This is a genomic window from Pseudomonas saliphila, from assembly GCF_008638345.1.
Lineage (GTDB): Bacteria > Pseudomonadota > Gammaproteobacteria > Pseudomonadales > Pseudomonadaceae > Halopseudomonas > Halopseudomonas saliphila.
Map to the genome: position 1 here is coordinate 146,501 of NZ_VTVA01000005.1, position 22,149 is coordinate 168,649.

Sequence of the window (22,149 nt, forward strand, 5' to 3'; positions counted from 1 at the left end):
CCGTTGCGGTTCGGCGCTCCGATCGCGTCCTTCCCAGAGAAGTGACACAGGACTCGACATTTTTCGTGGGAGGCGCGACCCGCGGCGATGCTGGTCGCCAGGCCAGCTGTCCTTGTCCTGGCAGCACTTAACCTTATACCTCAGCGCACCGGCAGCTCTATATCCTGGAACAGCTGCTCCACCTCCGCCTTGTTGGAACATTCCAGGGCCTGCTGCACCCGTTCGCGGGTCAAATGGGGCGCGAAGGCTTCGATGAAGTCGTACATGAAACCGCGCAGGAAGGTCCCCTTGCGGAAGCCTATTTTGGTGACACTGGATTCGAACAACTTGCTCGCATCAATGCGCACCAGGTCCGCGTCCTGCTCGGCATCGACGGCCATACCGGCCAGAATACCCACCCCGAGTCCGAGCCTGACGTAGGTCTTGATCACGTCCGCGTCAGCGGCGGTAAAGATCACCCTGGCGTCGAGCCCTTTATTGCTGAAGGCTTCATCCAGTTTCGATCGGCCGGTGAAACCAAACACATAGGTGACCAGCGGATATTCAGCCAGGGCCTCTAATGTCAGCTCACCGATATCCGCCAGCGGATGGCCTTTTGGGACGATGACGCAGCGATTCCAGCGGTAACAGGGCATCATCACCATATCCGAGAACAGCTCGAGAGCTTCGGTAGCGATGGCGAAATCAGCCGTGCCGTTAACCGTCATCTCGCAAATCTGCACCGGCGTGCCCTGATTCATATGCAGGGCAACATCCGGATAGCGTTTGATAAAACCGCTGATAACCGGTGGCAAGGCATAACGTGCCTGCGTATGGGTGGTGGCGAGGGTCAGGGTGCCCTTGCGCTCGTTACTGAATTCCTGGGCGATCTGCTTGATGCTGTCACACTTGCGCAGGATCTCGCCGGCGGTGGCGATGATTCGCTCGCCGGCGGGCGTCACCCGAGTGAGATGCTTGCCGCTGCGCGAGAATACTTCCACGCCAAGCTCATCTTCGAGCAGGCGTATCTGCTTGCTGATGCCTGGCTGCGAGGTGTAAAGACTCTGGGCTGTTGCCGAAACATTGAGGTCGTGGTGGGCCACTTCCCAGATGTAACGCAATTGTTGCAGTTTCATGTTATCCCCTGTCCCGTTACAGGCCGCAAACCGGCAGCTGTTATAACCATCTTAGCGGGTTTTGATATCAGGTTAGACCATATGTTGCTGACAGGTTCTGAGGATGGGACGAACGGCCTCACCATTGGTCGGGGGATTAGCGCTTCAGGTTACTGATGCCGTGGGGGACGTGACCGGTCAGAACGGAGCTGACAGCCTTGCGGCAATGGCCTTCCTGATCGTCAAAGAACAGATCCGCACCGAAGGCGCGCAGGAAATGGGTCTTGTCCAGGCCGCCGAGAAACAAGGATTCGTCGAGACGAATATCCCATTCGCGCAGCGTACGGATGACCCGCTCATGCGCCGGTGCGCTGCGTGCGGTAAACAGCGCAGTGCGAATCGGGCAATCAGTGGTCGAGAACTCGGTCTGAATCCGATTCAGTGCCGCCAGAAAGGCCTTGAACGGGCCGCCGCCAAGTGGCTGACGGGCAGCGGCTAGCTCGCTCGCTTGAAACGCAGCCAACCCCTCGCGCTGAAACACCTGCTCTGACTCGTCCGAGAACAGCACCGCATCACCGTCAAAGGCGATGCGCAATTCATCACCGGTCTCCCGGCGAATACCCGAGGGCAGGATGGTTGCCGCAGCGAACCCCGCTTCAAGGGTGCTACGCACGTCCTCGGCATGGGTGGAGAGAAACAGATGACAGCCGAAGGCAGGGATATAGGTGTACGGACTGCGCCCGCCGGCAAAGGCGGCGCGGGTGATATCCAGCTGATAATGTTGAATGGAGTTAAAAATACGCAAGCCGGTGTCGGCGCTGTTGCGTGACAGCAGTACCACCTCGACCCGGGTATCGCCTTCCAGCAGCGTATTGATACGCAACAGCTTTTCCACCAGGCCGAAGGCTTCCCCGCGCTCCAGCGGGGTATCCTCCCTGGCTATCTGATACTGCCGATAGGCTTCCAGCCCCTCCTGCTCGTAGACCTGATGACTTTCGTCGAGATCAAACAGCGCCCGAGAGGAAATCGCTATCACCAGTTTGTCGCCGAGCAGAACTGCCATCAGAATTGTCCAGGTTTATCAGCTTTCGAGGTAGCCAGCCTGAATGAACTCAAGTAAGGCCAGCAGCGCTTCGGTCTTGGGCATGCTGACGCCCACTTCAGCCGCTACGCGCAACGGTTCGCCATACATGAGCTCAAGCTCCATCGGCCGCTTGTGCAACCAGTCATGATACATGCTGGCGTGGTAATCCGGCATTTTCGAGGTGCCATGCAGCAGCTTGTCGGGGAAATCCTCGGGGATCACGCAGCCGCAGGCGGCCGCTACCGCAACCACCTCCGACATCATGTCGCGGATCAGCTTGCGACTGGATGGATTACCCAGCAGGTCACGGGTGCCGGCATTCAGCACCACGTGCATGCCGTTGAAAGGCAGGTTCCACACCAGCTTGTGCCAGCGCGCCGCATCTACATTCGCCATCTCGCGGGATTTAATGCCGGAGCTTTTGAACAGTTCCGCCGCCTCGCTGATGATTGCCGCCGCCGCGGCCTCATCGGCGGGGCCGGAGTGGTAGCCGAGGTCGATCTGACCGTTGAACTGATGGTTGATAACGCCCGGCTCTTCCCGGAACAGGCAGACGTAGCACATGCCGCCGATGAGATGAATGTTATCCGGTAGCAAGGGGCGCAGCAGACTTTCGTTGTTCAGGCCATTCTGCAACAGGATCACCTTGGCGCCGTCTGCCGCCGCCCGCGCGATAATCGGTGCCAGCTCTGCGTTGGCAGTGGCCTTGGCGCCAATCAACAGCCAGTCGCAAGCGGGCATGTCAGCTACGTCCTTATACGCCTGAACCGGCTTCAGGGTCATGTCGCCATGCACCAGACTGTGCACGGTGATGCCCTTCTCCACCACGGCCTGATATTCACTGCGCAGCAGAAAATGCACATCGTGACCGCCCTTGGCGAGCATCAAGCCATAAAAGCCCCCTATCGCTCCAGTGCCGATGATGCCGATACGCGGTTTGTTCTGCATAAGATCCTCTGAGCTCCACTGTCTTGGGTTTAAAAGCTTATCCGAGTTGCTCATGATAGAGGCACCGGGCCGGGAAAACAGTCATCAGTGCGACAAAGGATGGCCGGAAAAGGTTTATCATGGGTCTCGTAACCGATTGACACTTTTTATCAGAGCGATGCAGCGGCACAGGGTAGCCGCCGTAGCCCAGCTTGATTAAGCTGTCGTCCACTATTTGCAAGGCTGTCCGGTGGCAGTCTTTATGACATGTTCAGGAAGGAAGATGGCCGACTTACCGATTGATGACTTATATGTTGCTTCGAACGAAGTACTGATCACGCCTGCCGATCTCAAGGCCAAGATCCCCTTGACCGAAGCGTCGCAGAAAACCGTTGTAGAAAGCCGTCAGGTGATCCGCGACATCCTCGACGGCAAGGACCATAGACTGTTTATCGTCATCGGCCCCTGTTCGATTCACGACGTCGAGGCCGCCAAGGACTACGCGCGACGCCTCAAAGAGCTGGCGAACGAAGTCGGCGACACGCTGTATCTGGTCATGCGCGTGTATTTCGAGAAGCCGCGCACCACTGTGGGCTGGAAAGGGTTGATCAATGACCCCTACCTCGACGACAGCTTCAAGATCGAGGACGGGTTGCACATCGGTCGTCAACTGCTGCGTGATCTCACCGAGATGGGCCTGCCCACGGCTACCGAGGCGTTGGATCCGATTTCCCCGCAGTATCTGCAGGATCTGATTTCCTGGTCGGCTATTGGCGCGCGCACGACCGAGTCCCAGACCCACCGGGAAATGTCCTCGGGTCTGTCCTGTGCGGTGGGCTTCAAGAACGGTACCGATGGCGGTCTGGCAGTGGCTATCAACGCCCTGCAGTCAGTCTCCAGCCCGCACCGTTTCCTGGGCATTAACCAGGCGGGCGAGTGCTCTATCGTCACCACCAAGGGCAACAAGTACGGTCACGTTGTGCTACGTGGCGGTAACGGCAAACCGAATTACGATTCGGTAAGCGTGGCCCTGTGTGAGAAAGAACTGGAAAAAGCCGGTGTTCCAACCAACATCATGATCGACTGCAGTCACGCCAACTCCAACAAGGATCCGGGCTTGCAGCCCCTGGTGATGGACAATGTTGCCAACCAGATTCTGGAAGGCAACCATTCCATTATCGGGCTGATGGTCGAGAGCCATATCAACTGGGGCAACCAGTCGATTCCAGCCAATCTGGCTGACCTGAAATATGGCGTGTCGGTCACCGATGCCTGTATCGATTGGGATACCACGGTCGAGAGCATTCGCAGTATGCATCGCAAGCTCAAGGACGTATTGCCTGAGCGTCAGCGCGGCTAAACGCTGAGCGCAACCGGGCCTGTCTATTCAAGGCTGCGATGCACAAAAAAACCCGCCAACCAGGCGGGTTTTTTGTTTAGTTCGTTCATCAGTCAGCCAGTATCCGATTTGCCCATAGCATTACGCTCGATATACCGCTCAACGTAGGAGCAGGAAGGGATAACCTCATAACCGCGTATCCGCGCGTACTGCAATGCGTGTTCGGTCAACTGCGCGGCGACGCCCTGGCCGCGTAACGAATCCGGAACGAAGGTACGATAGATATCCAGGGTCTGCTTACCCAGATCCATGTACGCCAGATAGGCACGCGTGCCGTCAACGATGGTGTAAAACTGCTGGCGCTCAGGGTCGTGCATTATGCGGTTGTCAGTATTCATTATTATTGGTCTCCTGATGAATCCAGTCGTACGGCCGCGAATAACAAATGACATTTTACTGACGGAATAATTCATCCCGAACGCCATTTTGACGTCGATCGTAGTCTTTACACACCCTACCCCATCCCAAGCATCATGAGTAATCCAATCGACGATAGGCAAGCTATCACTGGAATCGCTACGGTGACCACAAACATGTCCTTGTAGGCCTCCTTATGTGACAACCCCATGATGACAAAAGTGGCAATCACCGCGCCGCAATGGGGTAGTGAATCAAAGCCCCCCGAGGCGATCGCAGCAATACGGTGCAGAATTTCCGGCTGAATGCCCATTTCCAGGTAACTTGGTGCCAGGGTTTGCATGAAAATCTGCAGGCCACCAGTGGACGATCCGACAATCCCCGAGACCACGCTGGCCGAGGCGAACACGGACAACAGCGGCGGAAGATCGGCATTGAGAATCCATTGCGCAAACTCACCGAAGCCTGCGGTCTGGGTGACCACGCCACCAAAACCAATCACCGCTGCAGTGTTGAACAGCGGCATGATCGAGTCTTCGGCACCCTGCCCGAATACCTGCGAGATTTTACGGCGCATGCTCGGGAACAGTCCGATGCACACCAGCGAGCCGATTATCAGCGCCATGCTTGGCCAGATGATTGGCTGGGCCTGACTGAAGCGTAAAGCGTCGGCAAACCAGCTATCACTCTCCGACCAGTCGCCCATGCCGATCAGCAGCCGCGGCAGCATGATCACACCCAGCACCACCACCATCGGCACCAGCGCCAGGTGCCACGGCGGCGCATCGTCCGGATCACCGACGAGCTGTTCCATGCGACGATCCTGAGCATTTTCGACAAAGCCTTCGCCGTTGGCCCGCGCCAGCCGCCAGCCGCGTTCGACATACCACATGCCCAGACCGCCCATGATCAGCGCAGCAAAGATACCGATCCAGCCGCCGGCAAACAGGTCGGTGCCCAGCGAGCTGGCTGATATGACGTTATGAATAGAGGGCGTGCCCGGCAGCGCGGTCATGGTGAATGTGCCGGCGCCGATGGAAGTAGCCGCCGCCCAGAGACGCTTCGGCAGGTTGGCCTCACGCATCAGCGTGATACCCAGCGGGTACATGGTGAATACCACGACGAATACCACCACGCCGCCATAGGTCAGCAATGCACAGACAATCATTCCCACCAGTAGCGTGTGCCGGGTGCCCAGGCTCCGGGTAATGGCCAGCGCGATGCTCTTGGCCGCCTGGCTGGTTGCCATTGCCTTGCCGAAGATGGCCCCACAGAGGAATAACAGAAAGAACCGGCCGGCGAAGGTAAAGGCACCGAGCTGCCCGGCGGGATAGTGTTCCAGTAACGTTCGAGGAATCAGCATGCCGTTGGTAACAGCAACAACCAATGAACAGACAAGCGATGCGATGAAGATATTGGTGCCGCGCAGCGCCATGACAATCAACAGCGCCAGACCGGCGAGAAGACCTAAATTCCCCAACATGGACGTTCCTTGGTTGTATTATTCTTGCCGCCAAGATAACTGGCATCACAATGGGTCACACTGACTATTCACACCGCTGAACTTTGACTATAAGTGCTGCGGGATGCTCTGGATCAATAGCAATATGCTGTGGTCTGCTAGAATCACTGGCGAAGTACGGAACTAACTCAACGAGGGTAAAAACATGAAATCATTAGTGACTCTTTCCGCAGTGGCGCTTTCGGCCCTGCTTGTTACCGGTTGCGCCAGCAACGACAAACAATACGAAGAAACATCGTCGCGCCTGTCCCAGAGCGAAAGTTCAGTAGCCCGCGCACAGGCACGTGCCGATGAAGCCTACACCAAGGCCGAAGAAGCCATGGCCGCTGCGCAGCGTGCCCAGCAAACAGCAGACGAAGCGAACGAACGTGCTCTGCGGATGCTCGATCGCACCAGCCGCAAGTAAGTCTTATCAGTTCGACGGCAGGCCCGCTCCGGGTCTGCCATCGGCTTGCTAGTTCAAAGCAGTGCCGATGACCCTGGGCACACCCTCCTCCGCATACACCGCATCTCTGATGGCGGTCCAGTCCAGCCGGTAGTTACTCACCAGTTCCGCACGCTCTTGCAGCAAGTCCTGAATTGCACCCTGACGATCCAGCGCGGACGGCAAGCCATGCTCGTCCAGAGGCGTATGGACTTCAAGCAGCAACTCTCCACTGCGCTCACCCAGCTTGAACGGTTGATTGATAATGCGCACCTCGGTACTCACCGGAACCTGAGGAAACAGCTGGGTAATGTCTTCGTTGCGCATGCGGAAACAGCCATGGCTGACACGCATGCCGATGCCGAAGTGCTTGTTGGTGCCGTGAATAACGTAGCCGCTCATTGCCAGGTTCATCTTGAACGGTCCCATGGGATTGTCCGGTCCAGGCGGGACGACCTCCGGCAGAAAATCACCCTCGGCAGCATGTTCCTCGCGTATGGACTTGGGCGGATACCAGGAAGGGTTCGCCTGTTTGCGTGCTACACGGGTTTCGCCAATGGGTGAAGACCAGCCTTCGCGGCCTATCCCCACGGGATACGTCACCACCTTGCCGCCGTCCGGTGGATAGAAATACAACCGGTACTCGGGCAGATTGATGACAATGCCCTGCCTCGGCGCAGCCGGAAGAACGTGCAGGCCAGGCATGGTCACCGTCTGGCCTTCTCCCGGCAACCAGGGATCGATCCCCGGATTGGCCGCGATCAGCTCGAGCTGACCGAAGCCATGCTCGTCACCTAGTGCAGCGAAGGTATCTTCATACCGGGCAGTAACCTGATAGACCGATCCGACCAGCGTCTGCTCCGGTGCAGTCAGTGAATACTCAGCGCCATTGGCTGCGCCGCTCACCACCCAGGCGGTCAGCGCGATACGACCGAATGCTCTCGAGAAGGCTCCCATCGTGTCAGGCTCCAGAGATCGCATAGAGTTCGAACTGCCCCGTCTCCAGCGGTCCGGCGGCCCTACGCGGCGCTGCAGATCGCTTGCCTCCGCGCATGCTATGTGCCAGCGCCACGCAGTCGGGGCACAAACCTTTCAACAGCGCCCGACTGAGCTCCTGATAAGCCGGACGCGCCGGCAGCAGATCACCGCACAAGGTCCGTTCCCGTGGTACGTCCAGACGCATATTGATATCCACCAGATGCTGATGCCATGGATCGCCCACAAACAGATCGCGCTGCTCGTCCTGCTCCACCACGCACCAGCGTCTGGCCAACCACGACAGCGACACACCACCACCAGCGGTCATTGGCAGCTCCACGCGGACGGCAGTAAAGGCACATTGCCCCACCGTCCCGGCAATAAGCCCGCTTGCGCTGCCTGCTGTCCAATCCAAATAACCAAACTACTCTCCTCGTACCGTGCGCAGAAATAGGGGGCCTTAGTAGCCAGGTCAACGACCGGAGTAATCATGGATCCCGGTGATTGCTCATTGCTGATCGAGCCAGTCCTTGATCAGCGGCCATGCATTTTCCAGCAAAATCGGTTGAGCCTGGGCAGTGGGGTGAATTCTATCCGATTGCATCAAATCCGCTACCTCGGCGACGTCTACAAGGAAGAACGGCATCAGCGGCACGTCTTTGTCAGTATTTATGTCAGCGAACACCTGCTCGAATGCCTGGGTATAGCGCACGCCGTAGTTTGGCGGTATGCGCATTCCCAGCAGCACCACATCAGCGCCGGCCTCGCGCGATCTGTCGACCATAGCCGCCAGATTCTGCTGCATCTCGGTTGGTTTGAGTCCGCGCAGACCATCATTGCCACCGAGTTCGATGACGACCAGCTCGGGTTCATGTTTCTCGAGCAGCTGCGGTAAACGTGCGTGCCCCCCCGCGGTGGTGTCACCGCTAACCGAGGCGTTTACCACCCGGTGCGGGTAACCTTCATCGCTGATACGCTCCTGCAATAGCGTCACCCAACCCTGCTCGATTTCCAGACCGAAAGCGGCGCTGATACTATCGCCGACAATCAATATGTTTTGGGCAGCCGCCGGCAACGCAAGCAGGCAGAACAGGCAGGTAGCCAGGCATTTCTTCAGCAACTTCATAAGGCATCCACCATGTCCGAAAGCGTGATAATCGCCAGCCACCTTAGCAAAGTCGTCCGTAGCTCGGAAGCAGAGCTGACCATTCTCGACAATGTCAGTCTGAGCATCGAACGCGGCAGCAGCGTGGCGATTGTCGGCGCCTCTGGCTCGGGCAAATCGACTCTCCTCAGCCTGCTCGCCGGGCTGGATCTGCCGACCACCGGCGAGGTCATACTGGCTGGCCAGCCACTGGGCAAGCTAGATGAGGATCAGCGGGCGGCGCTACGCGCACAACATGTCGGCTTCGTCTTTCAATCCTTCCAGTTGCTCGCCAGCCTGACGGCGTTGGAAAACGTCATGCTCCCGCTCGAACTGCATGACCGTAAGGACGCCCGCGAGCGCGCCACTCAGCTGCTGGACCGGGTAGGTCTGGGCCAGCGGACCACACACTACCCGTCCCAGCTGTCCGGCGGTGAGCAGCAACGCGTGGCGATAGCCCGGGCATTCGCCAGCGAGCCCGACATCCTTTTCGCTGACGAGCCAACCGGCAACCTGGATGCCGGCACCGGTCAACGCATCACCGACCTGCTCTTTCAGCTGAATCAGGAACAGGGCGCGACGCTGGTTATGGTCACCCATGACCAGCGTCTGGCTGAACGCTGCGAGTCGGCACTGCATCTGGAAGCCGGCCGCTTGCTGGAGCCGGTCGCATGAGCGGGCGCAGCCTTCCGCTGGCGACCCGGTTGCTCGCCCGGGAATGGCGAGCCGGCGAACTGCGTGTGCTGATTTTCGCGCTGGTGATAGCGGTCCTGGTCAGTACGGCCATCAGCTTCTTTACCGACCGTTTACAACGCGGCATGGTCAGTCGCGCTGCCGAGTTCCTCGGCGCGGATATGGTGGTGTCCTCACGCGCGCCGCTGCCCGAGGCGTTTCTTCAGCAGGCTGTGCAGCTTGGGCTGAATCATACCCACCTGGTCGAGTTTGCCAGTGTCACGGCGAGCGAGAACGAGATGCAGCTATCAAGCATCAAGGCGGCCGGCCCGGGTTATCCGCTGCGCGGGCAAGTACGCATCAGTGATGAGCTGTTTGGCGCTGAACGCGTGCCTGACGGCATCCCACCGCCCGGGGAGGTCTGGATAGAGCCACGTCTGCTGACTATTCTCGACCTTGAACCGGGGGACACGCTGGAAGTGGGCTACAGCAATCTGCGTATCGCTGCGCTGCTGACCCACGAACCGGATCGCGCGGGTGATTTTTACAGCCTTAACCCTCGCGTGCTGATGAACCTGGCGGATCTTGAGGCCACACGCGTCATCCAGCCGGGCAGCCGGGAGCGCTATCGTCTATTGCTCAGCGGCAGTGAAGGCGCACAATCGGCCTTCCGCCAATGGGTGACGCCGCGCTTGGAGGCCAATCAACGGCTGACCACGGTCGGCGACGATAACCAGCGCATCGGTAGTGCGCTGGACCGTGCCAGTCAGTTCCTGGGCATCGCCAGCATTGCCGCGGTGGTACTGGCGGGCGTGGCAGTGGCGCTGTCGGCCAGCCGTTTCGCTACCCGGCATTTCGATACCAGCGCCTTGCTCCGCTCCATGGGAGCGAGCCGACGTCGCGTCATGAGCATTTTCACCATCCAGCTGGCCGTTATTGGGCTGTTCGCCACCTTGATCGGGCTGGCCCTCGGCTGGTTGATGCAGTGGGGGCTAGTAGCGGTACTGCGCGATCTGCTACCGCCGAACCTGCCTGGTGTGGGTCTGAAACCCTTGCTGGTGGGTGCCGCCACGGGGTTTATTGGGTTGGCCGGCTTCGCCCTGCCGCCTTTGCTGCGCCTCGGGCAGGTTGCGCCTTTGCGTGTACTGAGGCGCGATCTTGCGCCCTTGCCGAGCAGTGGCTGGTTGATCTATGGGCTGGCATTTGCAGCGCTGACCATTCTGATGTGGCAATTCACCGGCAATCTGCAAATCACCCTTGCGGTGGTGTTTGGAGGCGCTGCGGCGGCATTGCTGCTCGGGCTACTGGCCTGGCTGTTGCTGCGTGTGATAGGTCAACGGCTGCGCCATGCCAGCCTGGCCTGGCGCCTCGGCACCGGCCAGTTGCTCAAGCAACCGACAGTCGCAGCCGGACAGGTTCTGGCCTTCGGCCTGATCATGATGTCCATGGTGGTCATACTGATTCTGCGCACTGAGCTGCTGGATGCCTGGCAGGCCCAACTGCCGGACGACGCGCCCAACCATTTCGCGATGAATATCCTGCCTGACGAAGAACAGGCGTTCCGCGCGAAGCTGGATGAAATCGGTGCAGTGGCCGCCCCGCTGTATCCGATCACCCCCGGGCGCCTGACCGAAATCAACGGCGAGCCGGTGCGCGAGCTGGTCACCAAGGAGACCCAGGCGGAGCGCGCGATCAATCGTGACCTGAGTCTGACCTGGTCAGCAGACTTGCCGCCGGACAACCGTCTGCGCGATGGGCAATGGTGGGATCAGCTGCCGCCGGACGACGCACCCAGGGTATCGATCGAGGCCGAACTGGCAGACAACCTGGGCGTTGAACTCGGCGATGTATTGACCTTTGTCATCGCCGGCATGGTCATCGAAACACCGGTTGTCAGCATCCGTGAAGTGGAGTGGGATAATTTCACGCCGAATTTCTTCATGATCTTCTCGCCCGGGACTCTGGCCGAGGTGCCTACCACCCTTCTGACCAGCTTCAGCCTGCCCACCGAGCAACGCGAGGATCTGCGCGACCTGGTCCGAGCCTTCCCGGCCATGACCTTGCTGGAAGTGGAAGCCATCCTGCAGCAGATCCGCGACATCCTTTCGCAGGTCACCCTGGCGGTGGAATACGTGCTGATCTTTGTGCTGCTGGCTGGGTTTACCGTGCTCTTTGCCTCCTTGCAAGCCACGCTGGATACGCGACGGTATGAAGGCGCGCTGCTGCGCACCCTGGGCGCGCGCAAATCCCTGTTACGACAAGCCAACCGTCTGGAATTTGCTCTACTCGGAGCCTTGTCCGGTTTACTGGCTATTGCCGCTGCCGAACTCATCACCCTGCTGTTATACCGCTTCGCACTCGATCTGGAATGGAGTCCGCATTGGCTGCTATGGCTATTGGTGCCGCTCGCCGGGGCGCTACTCATCGGTATAGCGGGCGCCCTGGGTACGCGGGCAGTGGTTAACCAGAGCCCCATGCGACTGATCAATCAGGGAAACTGAACATGAGCCGTTACCGTCCACCGCGTTCCGCCGGAACGCCCTTGATCACCGCCGCCGGCGCGCAGCGGCTACGCGACGAACTGCATGAGCTATGGCATGTCCAGCGCCCCGCCATCACCCAGTCTGTCAGCGAGGCAGCGGCCCAGGGCGATCGCTCGGAGAACGCAGAATATACGTACGGGAAAAAGATGCTGCGGCAAATCGACAGCCGCGTGCGCTTCCTGCGCCGTCGCCTGGAAAACCTCAAGATCGTCGATCAGCCGCCCGCCGACCGCAGCAAGGTGTTCTTCGGCGCAACGGTTGAGCTGGAGGATGAAGAGGGTGAGGTGCAGACGTTGCGCATCGTCGGGCCGGACGAGATCGAACCCAAACTCCAACACATCAGCATCGACAGTCCGATGGCCCGGGCACTGCTAGGCAAAACCCTGGATGACGAAGTAGTAGTGCGCGCCCCCTCGGGCGAGCGCAGCTACTACGTCATCGCTATCGAGTATCCGGACCTATAAAGCCGCGCCCCTCTCTATATCTCGGCCCGCAGCCTCGCCCCGGAGGAGTGTCGCCCTCGGCACGACCTGGCCGGTAGGCCAGCCAACGCTGCGTGCACTAACAGCCCCAGGGCGTCCGATGGACGCCATCGCGGCGAGTCGCCCCTCCCACAGTCAGGGTGCGGCGTCTGCTGCGACACCAAACTAAGCTATGCACTGAGCAAGCCACTACACGTACCCATCGATTTGCCCACAGCCCCGCCCGTGCGGAAGCGTCAGGTCCAGCCCGTCACCCAAGGGAACGATACGGGTCGGGTTGATGGTTGCGTGACTGTAGTAGTAATGTTGCTTGATATGTTCCAGATTCACCGTTTCGGCAATGTCCGGCATCTGGTACAACTCCCGCACAAAGCCGGTGATATTCGGGTAGTCCTCGATGCGCCGGATATTGCACTTGAAATGACCGTGATACACCGGGTCGAAACGCACCAGCGTGGTGAACAGGCGCCAGTCCGCTTCGGTAAGCTGACCGCCGGCCAGATAACGGCGCTCGCTCAATAGTTGCTCGACCCAGTCCAGCGCCTGGAACAACTCGGTGCATTCCTTTTCGTACACGTCCTGGCTGGTAGCAAAGCCGGCCTTGTACACGCCATTGTTGATATGGTCGTACACCCGCTCATTGATCCGGTCGATTTCTCCCCGCAGCGCCTCGGGATAATAATCGTCGGTATTACCGGTGAGCTCGTTGAATGCGCTGTTGAAGATGCGGATGATCTCGGCCGACTCGTTGTTGACGATGGTTTCTTCGCGGGTATCCCACAGCACTGGCACCGTCACCCGACCGGTATAGTCCGACTTGGCCCGGGTATAGAGTTGATAGTGCCGCGTAAATCCATAAAGAGGCTCCGGCGGATCGTAGGTCCAGCCTTCCTCAAGCATGGGCGGTTCCACCCAGGTGACGCCGATATGCGGCTCAAGCCCTTTCAGGCGGCGCATGATCAAGGTGCGGTGAGCCCAGGGACAGGCCAGAGATACATAGAGGTGATAGCGTCCCGATTCTGGTGCGAATCGACCACCGGTCTCCACGCGGTTGCGGAACCCGGCATCCTCACGTACAAAGGCTCCGCCGGTGCTTTTGGTGTCATACCACTCATCGTGCCAGGTACCCTTTACGAGGCGCCCCATATCTCATCCTCCTGTCTGTCGTGCGGCTCTCCAGCCTGACAGCTGGCAGGCGCGATGACCAGTTTCGAAAAACGTTGCGGCAAAATCTCTGCTTTGCGCGTATACTCTTCGATCTAATTATTCCCCAAGGTTCACTTCAAGTATGTCCGATACCGCTCCGGCGGCACCGCAGTTTGCCGATCTTGGCTTACCTGCACCGCTCCTTGAGGCTCTTGCCAGCCTCGGTTATGAAACACCCTCCCCAATCCAAGCCGAGGCCATTCCGACTCTGCTGGCCGGCAGTGACCTGTTGGGCCTGGCCCAGACCGGCACCGGCAAAACCGCAGCCTTCGCGCTGCCGGTTCTGGCTGGCATCGACGTCAGTCTGCGTGCAACTCAGGCATTGGTGCTTACACCTACCCGCGAGTTGGCACTGCAGGTAGCAGAAGCATTGCAGCGCTATGCGCAGAACATGCGTGGCTTTTCGGTTCTGGCGCTATATGGCGGATCCGCCTTTGCTCCCCAGTTCAAGGCTCTGGAGCGCGGCGTGCACGTCGTCGTCGCCACGCCTGGCCGTCTGACCGATCACATGCGTCGTGGCAGCATCAAGTTCGACAACATGCGCTTCCTGGTGTTGGACGAAGCTGACGAGATGCTCAAGATGGGCTTCGCCGACGATCTCGATGCTGTTTTCGAGAAAGTCCCGGCCACCACCCAGAAGGCACTGTTCTCCGCAACCATGCCGGCTGGCGTGCGTACCGTAGCGCGCAAGCACATGAAGGACCCGAAGGAAATCCGCCTTCACAGCGGCAAGACCAGCAGCCTGGATACTATTACCCAGAAAGTCTGGGAAGTGTCCAATCACCACAAACTGGATGCCATGACCCGTCTGCTCGAAGTCGAGCCGGTGGAAGCCATGCTCGTCTTCGTTCGCACCAAGACCGCCAGTATGGAATTGGCCGAGCGGCTGGAAGCGCGTGGTTTCTCCGCGGCAGCGCTGAATGGCGATCTGAGTCAGCAGCTTCGCGAGCAGGTCGTTGACCGTCTCAAGCGTGGATTGCTCGACATCGTGGTCGCGACTGACGTTGCGGCGCGTGGTCTGGACGTGGATCGCATCACCCACGTACTGAACTATGACCTGCCCCACGACAGCGAATCCTATGTTCACCGTATCGGTCGAACCGGCCGTGCTGGTCGCACAGGCACAGCGATTCTGTTCGCCACCCCGCGTGAGCGTCGCCTGCTGCACCTGCTGGAAAAGGCCACTGGCCAGAAGATCGAACCCCAGCAGCTGCCAAGTGCCGATGCCGTGCGTACCGGTCGTCTGAGCAAGCTGGCCAAGCGTTTGAACACCGCCCGTGAGAACACCGGTGCGTTGCAGCAGCAGCTGGTCAATGACCTGCTCGAGCTGACCAATATGGATTCAAATGAACTGGCGGCCAGTCTGCTGGCGATTCTGCCCAGCGCGAAAACTCTGGTTGAGCCCGTTGCCGATCTGCCCGCCGCCCCGCCGCGTCGCGAAACCAGCGATGACCGCGACAGTGGCCTGGTCCGTTATAAGGTCCAGGGTGGTCGCTCCAACGGTCTGATGCCCAAGCCGCTGGTTGATGCACTGGTGCGGCATGCGCGTCTGCAGCGTCAACAGATTGGTCATATCAAGATGTTCACCGAGCATACCGGCGTTTATCTGCCGCCGCTTGATGACGCTACCCTAGCCAAGCTGTCGACCATCGAGATCAACGGCGTTGCCCTGCAAATCCGTGCCTGGCCCCTGCCACCGGGTGAAACAGACCGTCCGCCACGCAGCAGCCGTCCGCCGCGCAAGGACTTCCCCAGCAAGCCCCGCGCGCCACGGCCACCTCGTAGCGAGTGATAGCCTCGCCCATGGAATGGATCGACATCGGCGTCAATCTGACTGACGCCGCTTTTGATAAAGACCGTGAGGCGGTGCTGGACCGGGCTCGTGAAGCAGGCGTCAGGCAGATTGTGCTGACGTCCACTTCTCTTGATAGCTGTGCGGATACCCAGGCGCTTTGCGCCCAGGCATCCGGCCAGCTGTTTTGTACCGCCGGGGTCCACCCCCATGAAGCCCGCCACTGGAATGCCTCCCACGCCTCCAACCTGCGCTCGTTAGCCGACGCTGAATGCGTTAAAGCGATTGGTGAATGCGGCCTGGACTTCAACCGCGATTTTTCCCCTCGACCATTGCAGATCAAAGCGCTCGAAGATCAACTCAGCCTGGCAGCCGAACTCGGTTACCCGGTATTCTTGCATGAACGCGATGCTAGCCAAACCTTGATAGAACTGCTCGCCGACTATCGTGACCGTCTGCCCGCCGCGGTGGTGCATTGCTTCACGGCCGACAAGCAAGCCCTGTATCGCTATCTGGATATGGATCTGCACATTGGCATCACAGGCTGGATATGCGATGAGCGACGCGGCACCCACTTGCGTCCCTTGATGCAGGATATTCCCGCTGGCCGCCTGATGCTGGAGACCGACGCACCCTGGCTCCTGCCCCGCACCCTGACCGTCAAGCCGAAGAACCGGCGCAATGAACCGGCCTTTTTGCCTGAAGTGGCAGAGATGGTTGCCCAGTGCCGCAACGAAAGCCTCGAAGCACTCAGCCTGCATACCTGCGCTACGGCCAGAGCATTCTTTAATCTCCCATCCTGCTAACGCTAGCCCGGGATGCTTCACTGCTTCTGGCGCACGCCGGATCGTGCATTCCACCATTCGGACCAACGGTCCAGAATCGCCTACTGACGGCGTTATTCGACGCATTCCGTGACCTGTCAAGGTGTCTATCCAATACTGGCCTACCGCTAGTCGCACAGACCTTGGAATTTCCGAAATTCCGAGCAATGATGGGTACTTACAGGGTCCTATTCAGGCTCAACCTTCATTCAGACCGTATTCGGAGTTCTCCGATTCATGTCACGCATTTTGAAGTCCACGCTACGTTGCCTGATTCCAACCCTCGCACTGGTGCTAGTGCCTACGCTGGCGAGCGCCGAAGACGTCGGCAAGCTACCTGCCACCGTGAGTTCTGCGCTGGCATCAGCCCGGGTTCCGGCGAGTGCTTTTTCCCTGGCAGTCATTCCGCTAGAGGGTCAGGGCATGTCCCAATTCGTCAATGCGGACCAGGCGTTCAATCCGGCCTCGACCATGAAACTGGTCACCACCTACGCCGCCCTCGAGATTCTCGGCCCGACTTATCAGTGGCGCGCCGGCTTATACGGCACCGGTGAGGTGCGCGATGGTGTGCTGCACGGCGACCTGGTGTTCGATACCGATGGCGATCCAAAACTGACGATGGACCGCGTCTGGGTGATGTTGCGCGAGTTGCGCGCCAATGGTGTGCGCGACGTCACCGGGCACCTGGTGCTTAAATCAGGTGATCTGTTATTACCGCTAGGCGTTCCCCCGTTCAATGACGACGGCAATGACGCCAGCCGTCCGTTTCTGGTCGAGCCCGATCCGCTCCTGACCAATCTCAAGCTTTTCACCCTGAGCACCTTTGCCGAAGGCCAGAACGTCCGGGTACATCTGGATCCTGCGCTGCCAGAGGTGACAATAGATAACCAGCTCAAGACGCTACCGGCGGTCAAGTCCTGTCCCTGGCCCAACGTCGCGTATTCGGTGAAGGATAATGGCAGGCAAGCGCAGGTCACGCTGACGGGCGCGCTGCACGAGGGCTGCTCGACGCAGCGCTATCTCTCTGCACTGAATGCACAGACCTACACCGGTAGTCTGGTGCGTACTCTGTGGCACGAGATGGGTGGCCGGATTCAGGGCGAGACCCGTCTCGGCGAAGTGCCGTCCAAGGCGCGCCGCCTGGCGACCAGCGTTTCTCCCGATCTGGTCTCGGTGGTGCGTGACATCAACAAGTTCAGCAACAACACCATGGCGCGCCAGCTATTCCTGACCATCGGCCGGGAAAACCGCAGCGCCAACGATGTGGATGACTTTCAGGCAGCCAATCGAACCATCATGTCCTGGCTGGCCGAGAAGAACATCGAGCCCAACGGACTGGTATTGGATAACGGGTCTGGTCTGTCACGGGTTGAACGCATGAGCGCCCGGAACATGGCGCAGCTGCTGCAGCAAGCATGGCAAAGCCCCTATGCGGCGGAGTTCATCGCATCAATGCCATTGGCAGCCATGGACGGGACAATGCGTAAACGCATGCGCAACACCCCGGTAGCCGGTCAGGCACATATCAAGACCGGTGCATTGAACAACGTTCGCGCCATCGCGGGCATTACCCGGGATGCCAACGGTCAGAGCTGGGCAGTCACCGCCTTCGTCAACCACGCCACTGCCGGTGCCAGCCGCCAGGCGCTTGATCTGGTGCTGCAGGATGTACACCGCCGTGCGCCAACCGATATCGCTGCCAACCAGTAAGTCACACGTCACCGGCCGGGGCGCAACGCCCTGGCCGGTTCACTTCAGTTCAGTTCAGATTCAGCGGGTAATGCGCCAGGTGCGGTGAATCTTGGTATTACGCTGAAAGTCCTTATCCAGTGTCGCCGCCGAAATATCCTCCACCTTGTAACCGCTCTCCAACGAGGCCGCCATACGGAAGCGTCGGAAGTTGTTCGAGAAATACAGCGTGCCGCCGGGCGCAAGCCGGGCCATTGCCATGTCGATGAGATGCACATGGTCGCGCTGGATATCGAATACCTCTTCAAGCCGCTTGGAGTTGGAGAAGGTCGGCGGATCGAGGAATATCAGATCGTATTCGCCCTCGTCATTCTCCAGCCACTCCATGACATCCGCCTGCACCAGCTCATGTAGATCCGATAACCCGTTTAATGACAGGTTGCGTCTGGCCCAATCCAGATAGGTCCGTGACAAGTCCACGCTTACCGTCTTACGCGCGCCCCCGACCGCCGCATGCACGGTTGCGCTCGCGGTATAGCAGAACAGATTCAGGAACCGCTTGCCCTTGGCTTCCTGCGCGATCCGTAAACGCAGCGGACGGTGATCAAGAAACAGCCCGGTATCCAGATAGTCCGTGAGATTGACCAGCAACTTGACCTGGCCTTCCTGCACGGTCATGAACTCGCCACGCCGATCCATACGCTGATACTGCTGTTTGCCGGCTTGCTTCAGGCGTTGTTTAAGCACCACGTGGTCCGCCGGTATGCCCAGGGTCTCTGGCAGGGTTATCAGCACGTCCTGCAGGCGTGCCTGGGCCTTGTCTTCACTGATCGTCGCCGGTGCAGCGTACTCCTGCACATGAGCCCAGCCGTCATACAGGTCAATCGCGACGGCAAACTCCGGCATGTCAGCGTCATACACCCGATAGCAGGAAATATCCTGCTGTCGCGCCCACTTCCTGAAGATCTTCAGATTCTTCTTCAAACGGTTGGCAAACATCTGCGCCGACTCACTGAGCCGCGCTGCTGTGACCGGAGCAGCAGGCTCTGGCCTGGCACGTGCCACCGGCTGCGGGGTGTCGTTGTTGACCGCCTCGACCGGCTCGACCCGGTCAGTGTTACGCGTGGGATTGCCCCCGGTGACAAAGCGCTCCGGAATCAGCTCCATCAACAGTAGCTTGCAGGGAATGGCGCCGTTGAGCAGTGAGTACTGCTTATGGCTGCGGATGCCCATGCGCTTGCCCAGATCCGGATTGCCGGTAAAGATCGCCGCGTGCCAGCCCGGACACTGCTCACGTAATACCTCACCGAGTTTCTGATAGAGGTACACCAGACTCGCCGCGTCGCCCAGCCGCTCGCCATAGGGAGGGTTACAGACGACCAATCCCTTCTGGCCGCGATCCGGGGCCGGGGCGAAGGTCGCCAGCTCACCCTGGTACACCTTGACCCATTCGCTTAGTCCGGCGCGCTGGATATTATTGCGCAGGGGTTGCAGCATGCGCGGGTCCGCCTCATAACCGCGTATCCACAGCGGTGGTCTGGCCAGGCCGGCAGCGGCGCGCTGCTGTGCCTCTTCAAGCAGGGGCTGCCATTGCTCAGGTTCGTGCTGCAACCAGTTACTGAAGCCCCAGTGCTGGCGATTCAGGTTCGGCGGCACATCCGCCGCCATCAGCGCGGCTTCAATCAGGAAGGTACCCGAGCCGCACATGGGGTCGGCCAGCGCGGCGCCCTCGGCAGCCAGCGCCGGCCAGCCGGCGCGCAGCAGGATCGCCGCAGCGAGGTTCTCCTTGAGTGGCGCAGCACCCTGCTGCAGACGGTAACCGCGCTGATGCAGGCTCTGGCCAGACAGATCGATCGCCAGCTGCGCTTCATTGCTGCGGCAGAACACATTGATGCGCAAATCAGGATTGATCTTGTCCACCGAGGGCCGGGTGCCATCGGCCTGCCGCAGTGCGTCAACCACGGCGTCCTTGACCTTCAGCGAGCCGAAATGGGTGTTGTCCACGCCCGGCAGAATACCGGTGAAATCGACAGCCAGGCTGCCATCGGCAGGCATATGACTGGCCCAGTCGACGCGCGCGGCGCCCGCGTACAACTCCTCAGCATCCCCCACCGCAAAACGGTCCAATACCAGCAGTACCCGGTTCGCCAGACGCGACCACATGCAGATGCGGTAGCCGAGCGACAGCTCACCGCTGACACTGATACCTGCCACGGTTTCCTTGGCATTCCCGGCCCCCATGGCCAGCAGTTCGTCCATAAGCAGGCCTTCAAGGCCCTTCGGACATGTAACAAAAAATTCAACGGTGGAACGCATCTGATTGATTTCCGGATTGTGTTTCGAATGAGCGTAATGTCACGAGATCATCACGCTTAAGTAACTGTGTATTCATGCCGTTTTGATATTTGGACAGCCCGCTCTGGTTAGGGTACAACAGAGCAATCGCTTAGTGTTGCAAGCTGCCGAACATGCGGCCGGGCCTGACAGGCGGCGGCGCATGGGTATCAGGGCATCTCCCCTGGTGCCAACCGCTCACCTCGCTGGTTGCGAGGCGGGTATGTCATATCAAGTGAGGGTTCTACCTTATGAGAAGACTGAAGCGTGATCCTGTGGAAAGAGCATTTCTCCGCGGGTACCAGAATGGAGTACATGGCAAGTCCCAAGATTCCTGCCCCTTCAATAGCGCCGCCGCACGACAGAACTGGATTAACGGTTGGCGGGAGGGCCGTGCCGATCACTGGGCCGGCTTTACGGGCATCTCCGGCGTGCATCGCCTGAACGAAATGCGCGCAGTAGGCTAATTTCCCAGCCTTAAAAGTTTACCCAGGGCGCTCTCTCCAAGCGCCGGGCCTTCAAGGCCCAACCGGCCCCTGCAGCGCGGGGGCCAACCAAAGCGTTACCCCTCTTCCCTTTCTTCTCTTTCTATCTATCACCCTCACAACCCTGCTGATTCTCCACGGCATGCTCAGTCGCGGATAGCGGCGATAGCGTCAGTGCACTCGCGAATCAGTTCAGGCCCGCGGTAGATAAAGCCACTGTAGAGCTGCACCAGGCTAGCACCGGCCTTGATCTTCGCGGCGGCGTCCGCCCCGCATAGGATGCCGCCCGCCCCGATGATCGGCAGACGCCCGTTGAGGGTAGATGCCAACACCCGAATCACCTCGGTGGATACGTCCGTCAGTGGTCCGCCGGATAAGCCGCCTGCCTCGTCGGCGTACTTCAGGCCTGCCACGGCGCCACGTTCGAGCGTGGTATTGGTCGCGATGACGGCGTCCATGCCCTGGTCCACCAGTGTCTGCCCGACCAGCGCCAGCTCCTCTGCGCTCATATCCGGCGCTATCTTGATCGCCACCGGCACATAGCGTCCGTGTAGCTGGCTCAGCTCCAGCTGGCAGGTCTTAATCTGCTCCAGCAGTACCTTGAGCGTGTCACCGAATTGCAGCGTGCGCAGACCAGGTGTATTGGGCGAAGACAGATTCACTGTGACGTAACCCGCACGGCTATAGACCTTGCGCAGACAGAACAGGTAGTCATCCACCGCGCGCTCGACCGGGGTGAACACGTTCTTGCCGATATTGATGCCCAGCACACCTTGATAGCGCACCCCGGCGAGACGCTCGAGCAAGGCATCAACGCCGTGGTTGTTGAAGCCCATACGGTTGATGATCGCGTTGCGTTCCGGCAACCGGAACAGCCGCGGCTTCGGGTTTCCCGGTTGAGGCAAGGGCGTGACTGTGCCCACCTCGATGAAACCGAACCCAAGCCCCGCAAGCCCATCGACCGCTACGCCGTTCTTGTCCAGTCCCGCTGCCAGCCCGACAGGGTTATCAAACACCCGTCCCATGACTTCGACCGGCTGCCGAGCGATCGGCTTCGCCAGATGCTTTTCCAGGCCAAGCCGCCCGGCGGCACCAATCATGTCCAGGGCCAGGTCATGGGAGGTTTCGGCAGGGAGGCGAAACAGCAGGGAGCGCAACGTGGAATACATGAAGTCAGGCCTTGATCGAAAATG

Annotated in this window: 20 protein-coding genes; 9 read left to right on the forward strand and 11 right to left on the reverse strand. The window is 59.5% G+C overall.

Annotated features, from left to right (window positions below; all coding sequences use genetic code 11):
- Nucleotides 1-140: 140 nt before the first annotated feature.
- From cysB to FHK95_RS07855, 3 genes are all read right to left on the reverse strand, one after another.
- Complete coding sequence (gene cysB / locus FHK95_RS07845) at nucleotides 141-1,115, reverse strand: HTH-type transcriptional regulator CysB (protein WP_150304037.1); 975 nt, start codon at nucleotides 1,113-1,115, stop codon at nucleotides 141-143.
- A gap of 136 nt (nucleotides 1,116-1,251) precedes the next feature.
- A complete protein-coding gene (locus tag FHK95_RS07850) occupies nucleotides 1,252-2,157 on the reverse strand; it encodes a 5'-nucleotidase (protein WP_150304038.1) in 906 nt (301 codons plus the stop codon).
- 18 nt (nucleotides 2,158-2,175) lie between these two features.
- Nucleotides 2,176-3,126: a putative 2-dehydropantoate 2-reductase gene (locus tag FHK95_RS07855; protein ID WP_150304039.1), complete on the reverse strand. Its 951-nt coding sequence runs from the start codon at nucleotides 3,124-3,126 to the stop codon at nucleotides 2,176-2,178.
- Nucleotides 3,127-3,388: 262 nt separating this feature from the next.
- On the opposite strand from FHK95_RS07855, the gene FHK95_RS07860 reads away from it, so the two are divergent.
- Nucleotides 3,389-4,465 carry a 3-deoxy-7-phosphoheptulonate synthase gene (locus FHK95_RS07860; protein WP_150304040.1) on the forward strand — a complete coding sequence of 359 codons (1,077 nt, stop codon included), beginning with the start codon at nucleotides 3,389-3,391 and terminating at the stop codon, nucleotides 4,463-4,465.
- Between the two features lie 92 nt (nucleotides 4,466-4,557).
- Here the strand turns inward: FHK95_RS07860 and FHK95_RS07865 are convergent, their stop codons facing one another.
- Both FHK95_RS07865 and FHK95_RS07870 read right to left on the reverse strand, forming a co-directional pair.
- Nucleotides 4,558-4,842 (reverse strand): GNAT family N-acetyltransferase, encoded by a 285-nt coding sequence (locus FHK95_RS07865; RefSeq protein WP_150304041.1) that lies wholly within the window; start codon nucleotides 4,840-4,842, stop codon nucleotides 4,558-4,560.
- A 116-nt stretch (nucleotides 4,843-4,958) separates the two neighbouring features.
- Complete coding sequence (locus FHK95_RS07870; protein ID WP_150304042.1) at nucleotides 4,959-6,344, reverse strand: GntP family permease; 1,386 nt, start codon at nucleotides 6,342-6,344, stop codon at nucleotides 4,959-4,961.
- 184 nt (nucleotides 6,345-6,528) lie between these two features.
- Between FHK95_RS07870 and FHK95_RS07875 the strand changes: the two genes are divergently transcribed.
- Entirely contained in the window at nucleotides 6,529-6,789 is a 261-nt protein-coding gene (locus FHK95_RS07875; RefSeq protein WP_150304043.1) for an Lpp/OprI family alanine-zipper lipoprotein, read from the forward strand.
- 48 nt (nucleotides 6,790-6,837) lie between these two features.
- Here the strand turns inward: FHK95_RS07875 and FHK95_RS07880 are convergent, their stop codons facing one another.
- The 3 genes from FHK95_RS07880 to FHK95_RS07890 form a co-directional block, all read right to left on the reverse strand.
- On the reverse strand, nucleotides 6,838-7,764 hold the full coding sequence (locus FHK95_RS07880; protein WP_178114740.1) for a L,D-transpeptidase family protein: 927 nt from the start codon (nucleotides 7,762-7,764) through the stop codon (nucleotides 6,838-6,840).
- 4 nt (nucleotides 7,765-7,768) lie between these two features.
- Nucleotides 7,769-8,113: a hypothetical protein gene (locus FHK95_RS07885; RefSeq protein ID WP_150304045.1), complete on the reverse strand. Its 345-nt coding sequence runs from the start codon at nucleotides 8,111-8,113 to the stop codon at nucleotides 7,769-7,771.
- Between the two features lie 180 nt (nucleotides 8,114-8,293).
- A complete protein-coding gene (locus FHK95_RS07890; protein ID WP_150304046.1) occupies nucleotides 8,294-8,911 on the reverse strand; it encodes an arylesterase in 618 nt (205 codons plus the stop codon).
- Nucleotides 8,912-8,923: 12 nt separating this feature from the next.
- Between FHK95_RS07890 and FHK95_RS07895 the strand changes: the two genes are divergently transcribed.
- From FHK95_RS07895 to greB, 3 genes are read left to right on the forward strand one after another with little or no spacing between them, the layout of a single operon-like run.
- A complete protein-coding gene (locus tag FHK95_RS07895) occupies nucleotides 8,924-9,604 on the forward strand; it encodes an ABC transporter ATP-binding protein (protein WP_150304047.1) in 681 nt (226 codons plus the stop codon).
- On the forward strand, nucleotides 9,601-12,102 hold the full coding sequence (locus tag FHK95_RS07900; protein ID WP_150304048.1) for an ABC transporter permease: 2,502 nt from the start codon (nucleotides 9,601-9,603) through the stop codon (nucleotides 12,100-12,102). Before FHK95_RS07895 ends, FHK95_RS07900 begins: the two co-directional genes overlap by 4 nt.
- Before the next feature lie 2 nt (nucleotides 12,103-12,104).
- Nucleotides 12,105-12,608 (forward strand): transcription elongation factor GreB, encoded by a 504-nt coding sequence (gene greB / locus FHK95_RS07905; protein ID WP_150304049.1) that lies wholly within the window; start codon nucleotides 12,105-12,107, stop codon nucleotides 12,606-12,608.
- 207 nt (nucleotides 12,609-12,815) lie between these two features.
- Here greB and FHK95_RS07910 read toward each other — a convergent pair whose 3' ends face one another.
- Entirely contained in the window at nucleotides 12,816-13,772 is a 957-nt protein-coding gene (locus FHK95_RS07910) for a glutathione S-transferase family protein (protein WP_150304050.1), read from the reverse strand.
- 142 nt (nucleotides 13,773-13,914) lie between these two features.
- Here FHK95_RS07910 and FHK95_RS07915 point away from each other — a divergent pair, with 142 nt between their 5' ends.
- The 3 genes from FHK95_RS07915 to dacB all read left to right on the forward strand — a co-directional run bounded on the left by FHK95_RS07915 (nucleotide 13,915) and on the right by dacB (nucleotide 18,158).
- On the forward strand, nucleotides 13,915-15,624 hold the full coding sequence (locus FHK95_RS07915; RefSeq protein WP_150304051.1) for a DEAD/DEAH box helicase: 1,710 nt from the start codon (nucleotides 13,915-13,917) through the stop codon (nucleotides 15,622-15,624).
- A gap of 11 nt (nucleotides 15,625-15,635) precedes the next feature.
- Nucleotides 15,636-16,430: a TatD family hydrolase gene (locus tag FHK95_RS07920; protein ID WP_150304052.1), complete on the forward strand. Its 795-nt coding sequence runs from the start codon at nucleotides 15,636-15,638 to the stop codon at nucleotides 16,428-16,430.
- A 255-nt stretch (nucleotides 16,431-16,685) separates the two neighbouring features.
- Complete coding sequence (gene dacB / locus FHK95_RS07925; RefSeq protein WP_235906734.1) at nucleotides 16,686-18,158, forward strand: D-alanyl-D-alanine carboxypeptidase/D-alanyl-D-alanine endopeptidase; 1,473 nt, start codon at nucleotides 16,686-16,688, stop codon at nucleotides 18,156-18,158.
- A gap of 60 nt (nucleotides 18,159-18,218) precedes the next feature.
- Here dacB and rlmKL read toward each other — a convergent pair whose 3' ends face one another.
- The gene (gene rlmKL, locus FHK95_RS07930) at nucleotides 18,219-20,453 is read right to left on the reverse strand and encodes a bifunctional 23S rRNA (guanine(2069)-N(7))-methyltransferase RlmK/23S rRNA (guanine(2445)-N(2))-methyltransferase RlmL (protein ID WP_150304053.1); all 2,235 of its coding nucleotides are present in this window, start codon (nucleotides 20,451-20,453) and stop codon (nucleotides 18,219-18,221) included.
- Nucleotides 20,454-20,722: 269 nt separating this feature from the next.
- Between rlmKL and rmf the strand changes: the two genes are divergently transcribed.
- Nucleotides 20,723-20,938 carry a ribosome modulation factor gene (gene rmf, locus FHK95_RS07935; RefSeq protein ID WP_150304054.1) on the forward strand — a complete coding sequence of 72 codons (216 nt, stop codon included), beginning with the start codon at nucleotides 20,723-20,725 and terminating at the stop codon, nucleotides 20,936-20,938.
- Nucleotides 20,939-21,102: 164 nt separating this feature from the next.
- On the opposite strand, the gene FHK95_RS07940 is transcribed toward rmf, so the two are convergent.
- Entirely contained in the window at nucleotides 21,103-22,125 is a 1,023-nt protein-coding gene (locus FHK95_RS07940; RefSeq protein WP_150304055.1) for a quinone-dependent dihydroorotate dehydrogenase, read from the reverse strand.
- Nucleotides 22,126-22,149 lie beyond the last annotated feature (24 nt).